The 5369-nt window shown below is 59.2% G+C and carries 5 protein-coding genes; 2 read left to right on the forward strand and 3 right to left on the reverse strand.

What is annotated here, in order from left to right; translation table 11 throughout:
• Positions 1 to 26: 26 nt before the first annotated feature.
• The 3 genes from CLV88_RS22690 to CLV88_RS22700 form a co-directional block, all read right to left on the reverse strand.
• A complete protein-coding gene (locus CLV88_RS22690) occupies positions 27 to 875 on the reverse strand; it encodes a carbohydrate ABC transporter permease (RefSeq protein WP_106610684.1) in 849 nt (282 codons plus the stop codon).
• Position 876: 1 nt separating this feature from the next.
• Positions 877 to 1803 (reverse strand): carbohydrate ABC transporter permease, encoded by a 927-nt coding sequence (locus CLV88_RS22695; RefSeq protein WP_106610685.1) that lies wholly within the window; start codon positions 1801 to 1803, stop codon positions 877 to 879.
• Positions 1804 to 1943: 140 nt separating this feature from the next.
• Positions 1944 to 3227, reverse strand: coding sequence for an ABC transporter substrate-binding protein (locus CLV88_RS22700; RefSeq protein WP_106610686.1), 1284 nt, complete (start codon positions 3225 to 3227; stop codon positions 1944 to 1946).
• 288 nt (positions 3228 to 3515) lie between these two features.
• Between CLV88_RS22700 and CLV88_RS22705 the strand changes: the two genes are divergently transcribed.
• Positions 3516 to 4310 (forward strand): IclR family transcriptional regulator, encoded by a 795-nt coding sequence (locus CLV88_RS22705; protein ID WP_106610688.1) that lies wholly within the window; start codon positions 3516 to 3518, stop codon positions 4308 to 4310.
• Entirely contained in the window at positions 4307 to 5365 is a 1059-nt protein-coding gene (locus CLV88_RS22710; RefSeq protein WP_106610687.1) for an ABC transporter ATP-binding protein, read from the forward strand. Before CLV88_RS22705 ends, CLV88_RS22710 begins: the two co-directional genes overlap by 4 nt.
• The last annotated feature ends 4 nt before the right edge of the window (positions 5366 to 5369 follow it).

Genomic DNA, 5369 nt, shown 5'->3' on the forward strand with positions numbered 1-5369 from the left:
GGCGCCAATGAAAGTTATTTTGGTCATTATTTGACGGCTCCGAGAGTTAGTCCAGCGATGAAGTGTTTTTGCATTAGGAAGAACATTGCGACGGGGGGTAGCGCTGCGACGATGGAGCCTGCGCTCATCATGTGGTATGCGGCGCGGAACTGTGAGTTGAAGGATGTGATGCCTGCTGTGACGGGCTGGCTTTCGGGTCCTTGTGTCAGCACGACGGCCCAGAAGTAGTCGTTCCAGATGAATGTAAAGATCAGCACGCTGAGTGCGGCGAGTGCAGGCTTCATCAGCGGCAGCACCACGTACCAGAAGATGCGCCATTCGCTGACGCCCTCGACCCGTGCGGCCTCGATCAGCTCAAAAGGCAGCGCGCGGATAAAGTTGCGCATGAACAGGGTGCAGAACCCGGTCTGGAACGCGATATGGAACAGCACCAGGCCGGTTTTGGTGTTATACAGCCCCATATCCAGCGTCAGGTCGCGCACCGGCACCATCAGGATCTGGAAGGGCACAAAGTTGCCTGCGACAAACATGAAGAAGATCCACAGGTTGGCCTTGAACTTGTAGATCCCCAGCGCAAACCCGGTCATGGCGCTGAGCGCGACGGCGCCGATCACGGTGGGCACGGTGATCAGGAAGGAATTGAGCAGATAGCGCGGCATGTCGGAGTTAAAGAACACCTGGCCATAGTTCTGCGCGAACTCAAACGATGAGGGCAGCCCCCAGTAATTGGCGTTGGTAAAATCCGCTCCCGGCTTGACCGAGAACAGCGCCACGGCCAGGAGCGGCCCCAGCCACAGCAACAGCGCGACGGGCAACATGGCCTTATAGGCGGTCTGAATGCCTTGTGATTGCTTCTCGATGGGTGTTGGAAACATCTCAGCGCCCCTTCTCTTCGCGATACATCGACCACAGGAAGTAGGCGATAAAGCACATCATGATCATGAACAGCACCACCGCGATGGCCGCGCCATAGCCCATGCGGAACCCGTATTCCGACAGGGCCACTTCGAACATGTAATAGGCCAGCACGCGCGAGCTGCCGAACGGGCCGCCCTCGGTCATGATCGAGATCAGATCGAACGAGCGCAGCGCGCCGATGATGGTGACGACAAAGGCGATGAATGTCGCCGGTTTGAGCTGGGGCAGCACGATATGCCACAGCATCCGCCAGCCCTTGGCATTGTCCAGCCGCCCGGCTTCGATCTGCTCGGGATCCACCGCATTGAGCCCGGTCAGATACAGGATCATGCAATAGGCGGTCTGCGGCCAGAGCCCGGCCAGGATGATACCATAGGTGACAAAACGCTCATCCCCCAGGATATTGACCCCCTCCAGCCCGAACCAGCCAAGCGCGGCGGTCAACAGGCCGAATGTGGGGTCGTAAAACCACGTGAACACCAGGCCGACCACAACCTGACTGATCACAAACGGAAAGAAAAACAGCGACTTATAAAGCCGGATCCCAAACACCGTCTGGTTCAGGAACAGCGCAATAAACAACCCCGCCGGGATCGCCAGCAGATACAGCGCCAGCCAGATCACATTGTTCTTGAGCGAAGTATAAAACGCGTCGCGATCCACGTATTCCCAGTAGAGATCTTCATAGTTGCGCAGGCCCACATACTCGGCCTCGCCCAGCCCGTCCCACGCGTAAAGCGACAGGTTAAAGGACTGGAACACCGGAAAGATCACGTAAAACAGAAAGAACAGAATGCCCGGTGCCAGAAACAGCCACGGCGCGACAGACTGCTGATTGCGGTGGAACCAGCTCTCTTGTTCTGGGGTATCGGATGCGGCCGTCATGGTCGGTGCCCTTTTTTGTCAGCTGGACCGGTGCGCACAGCACCCATCCGGTCTTTTGGTCGACCAAAGGGGCGTACCCCTTTGGTCCAGTTTAATGTCAGGCCTCTTGTCGGGCCTCTTGTCAGGCCTTCAGGCGCCGATCACTTGTAGATACGGCCCCGGGCGCGTTCCAGCTTGGCCAGAATACGGTCCAGCTCACCCGGCTTGACCATGAACTCCTGGAAGCCTTCCATCGAAGCCTTGGCCATTTCCGCAGGCGCATCGCGATCCCAGAACTGGGCCACGCCACCGGTGGAATTGGTCGACAGCATCTTGAAACCCTGCTGCAGGAACTTGTCATCATCCACGCTGGAGCCTGCATTCACAGGCAGCTGACCCAGGTTCTGGCCATTGTTGATGATGGTCTGTTCCTCGGCCGAGGTGGCAAAGCGCAGGAATTCCCGTGCCGCTTCCTTGTTTTGCGCATTGGCCGGGATGTGGAACGTATCCGTGGGCGCATCTTCCGAGAGCTCAACATCCGGGTTGATAGAGACGAACTGGTAGAAATCCAGCTGATCATCGCTCAGACCCGCATCGCGCAGCGGTGCCACGGCAAAGTTGCCCATCAGATAGGCCGCCGCGTCGCCATTCACCATAAACGGCAGCGCTTCCTGCCAGCTATAGGTCTGGTGGTTGTCGATAAACGCACCCATGTCGATCAGCTCTTTCCAGTTCAGGAAGGTCTGCTTGACGCGCTCATCTTCCCAGGACACCTCGCCACCGGCCAGCGCCATGTGGAAATCAAAGCCGTTGGTGCGCATGTTGAGATAGTCAAACCAGCCGCCCGCGGTCCACAGGTACTTGGTGCCAATCGTATAGCAGGCCCGGCCCGACTCCACGATCTTGGCGCAGTTGGCTTTCTCTTCGTCCCAGGTGGTTGGCTCAGAAAGGCCCAGCTCGGCAAAGATGTCTTTGCGATAATAAACCCCCCACTGATAATAGGTATAGGCCACGCCCCACTGCTTGCCATCAATGGTCAGCGCGCCCTTGGTCGAGGCCAGCGCCTCGCCAACTGCGGGCTCGGCATAGAGATCCGAGACATCCTCAAACAGACCCGCCTCCACATAGGGGCGCATGCGGTTGGCCGCATACCAGGTCGCCACGTCCGGCGCGTTGGCAGTCAGAAAGTTGCGGATCTGGGTTTTATAAGCTTCGCGGTCGATCACCGTGGTCTCGATATTGAGGTCGGGATGCTGCGCGCCAAAGCGCTCGATCATCGCCTCCATCGTGGCGCGCGGGGCCGGGTTCGATGTGTCCAGGAAGATCTTGAGGTCCCCCGACAGATCCGACGCCCAGGCCGGCATCGCCCCCGAAACAGCAAGCGAAACGGTGGTCGCCAGCGCGGCCAGCGTGGCTTTCTTGGTGGCCCGATTAGTAGAATGCATGGTTGTCCTCCCCTTTAGCATCCGGATCGCCCCGCAACCGCGGGACCAAATTGTGCAGCGAGCAGACCAACACAGCCCAACCCTCCCGAGTCGTCCTCTGTGCCTGCCTGTGTCGCCATCAGCGTTGGTCTTGTGGTTCCGTTATTTGAAACCGTGTTTTACATGTTGAAAATTACACTGCGAATCGCATAGGCTTGTCAACAGTTTCCTGCCCGGCGCTGCTCTGCACCCCCGGCATGGTCGTGGAGGCGGCCGGGACACAGGACACAATCGGAGGAGATGCCAGACATGGCAGGAGACGGAACAGTCGGCAAAGCATGCGACGTGCTGGATCAGGTCGCAGCCTTTGAGCGCCCGGTGCGCTTTGGCGAGCTGCAGGCCTCAAGCCCGTTCCCCAAGGCCACGCTCTATCGCTTTCTGCAAACCCTGACCAATCAGGGCATGTTGTCTTATGAGCCCGAGCATCAGACCTATGCGCTGGGGATGCGGCTGGTGCGGCTGGCCCATACCGCCTGGACCCAAAGCTCGCTCGCACCGATTGCGCGCCCGCATATCGACCGCCTCTCCGAGGCCCTGGGCGAGACTGTGCACCTCGCGCAGCTCGACAGCAGCCAGGTGCTTTATGTCGACAAGCGTAATGCGCGCCAGCCTGTCGAGATGTATTCCCAGGCGGGCAAGGTCGGCCCCGCCTATTGCACCGGCGTGGGCAAGGCCATGCTGGCCTTTCTGCCCGAAGACACCCTCACCCGCACCCTGTCGCAGCAAAGCTATCACCGCTTTACCGACACCACGCTGTGTTCCGAGCACACCCTGCGCGCCGAACTGGCCGCCATTCGTGACCGGGGCTATGCCTTTGACCGCGAAGAGCACGAGCCCGGCATCATCTGCATCGCGGCCCCGATCCTGTCGGATCAGGCCCGTGTGCTGGGCGCCCTCTCGATCACCGGCCCCACCAACCGCACCAGCTATGACAAACTCACCGGATGGGCACCACAGGTGCTGGACACCGCGGCCCGTATCGGCGCCGAGGCCCAGGCCTGGCGCTTTCCGGAAACCCATCTCAGGAAAAGGCAAGCATCATGACCGGCGTAACACTAGAGGGCGCGATCAAGCGCTATGGCGAGACCCAGGTGATCCACGGCATCGATCTGACGATCGAAGATGGCGAGTTCTGCGTCTTTGTCGGCCCTTCGGGCTGTGGCAAGTCCACCCTGCTGCGCATGATCGCCGGGCTCGAGGAAACCTCAGAGGGCACCATCAATATCGGCACCCGCGACGTCACCCATATGGACCCGGCCAAACGCGGAGTCGCCATGGTGTTCCAGACCTATGCGCTTTATCCGCACATGAGTGTCGCCGAGAACATGGGCTTTGGTCTGCGCATGAATGGCGTGCCCAAGCCCGAGATCGAGAAAAAGGTCAAAACCGCTTCGGCCATCCTCAAGCTTGATCCCTATCTCGACCGCAAACCAAAGGCGCTCTCGGGCGGGCAACGCCAGCGCGTCGCCATCGGCCGCGCCATCGTGCGGGGCCCCGAAGTGTTCCTGTTTGATGAGCCGCTCTCAAACCTCGACGCCGAGCTGCGCGTCGACATGCGCGTCGAAATCGCCCGCCTGCATCAGGAAATCGGCGCCACCATGATCTATGTGACCCATGATCAGGTCGAAGCCATGACCATGGCCGACAAAATCGTCGTGCTGCGCGATGGGCGCATCGAACAGGTCGGCGCCCCACTTGACCTCTACCGCGACCCAGACAATCGCTTTGTCGCCGGCTTCATCGGATCGCCCTCAATGAACTTCCTCGACTGCACCGTCAAAGACGGCGCCCTGCACCACCCCGCCCTCGCAGGCCCGCTGGTGCCCGACACTCCAATCCCCGACAACCTCTCCGAAATCACCCTCGGCATCCGACCAGAACACATCACACTCGACCCCGCAGGCGACCAACTCAACATCGACCTAACAGAAGCACTCGGCGGCGTATCATACTGCTACCTCTCAACACCAAAAGGCGACAAAATCATCGTAGAAGAACGCGGCGATGAAAGATCAAAACAAGGAAACAAAACCGCAATCAATATCCCAACAAAAAGAACATACCTATTCAACAAAAATACAGGAAAAAGAATCAAATAAGGGG

It is taken from the genome of Shimia abyssi, from assembly GCF_003014475.1.
Classification (GTDB): domain Bacteria; phylum Pseudomonadota; class Alphaproteobacteria; order Rhodobacterales; family Rhodobacteraceae; genus Shimia; species Shimia abyssi.

Coding starts and splice junctions, on each gene's coding strand:
- CLV88_RS22690 (WP_106610684.1), bottom strand. CDS start 875: ATGTTTCCAACACCCATCGAGAAGCAATCACAAGGCATTCAGACCGCC.
- CLV88_RS22700 (WP_106610686.1), bottom strand. CDS start 3,227: ATGCATTCTACTAATCGGGCCACCAAGAAAGCCACGCTGGCCGCGCTG.
- CLV88_RS22710 (WP_106610687.1), top strand. CDS start 4,307: ATGACCGGCGTAACACTAGAGGGCGCGATCAAGCGCTATGGCGAGACC.
- CLV88_RS22695 (WP_106610685.1), bottom strand. CDS start 1,803: ATGACGGCCGCATCCGATACCCCAGAACAAGAGAGCTGGTTCCACCGC.
- CLV88_RS22705 (WP_106610688.1), top strand. CDS start 3,516: ATGGCAGGAGACGGAACAGTCGGCAAAGCATGCGACGTGCTGGATCAG.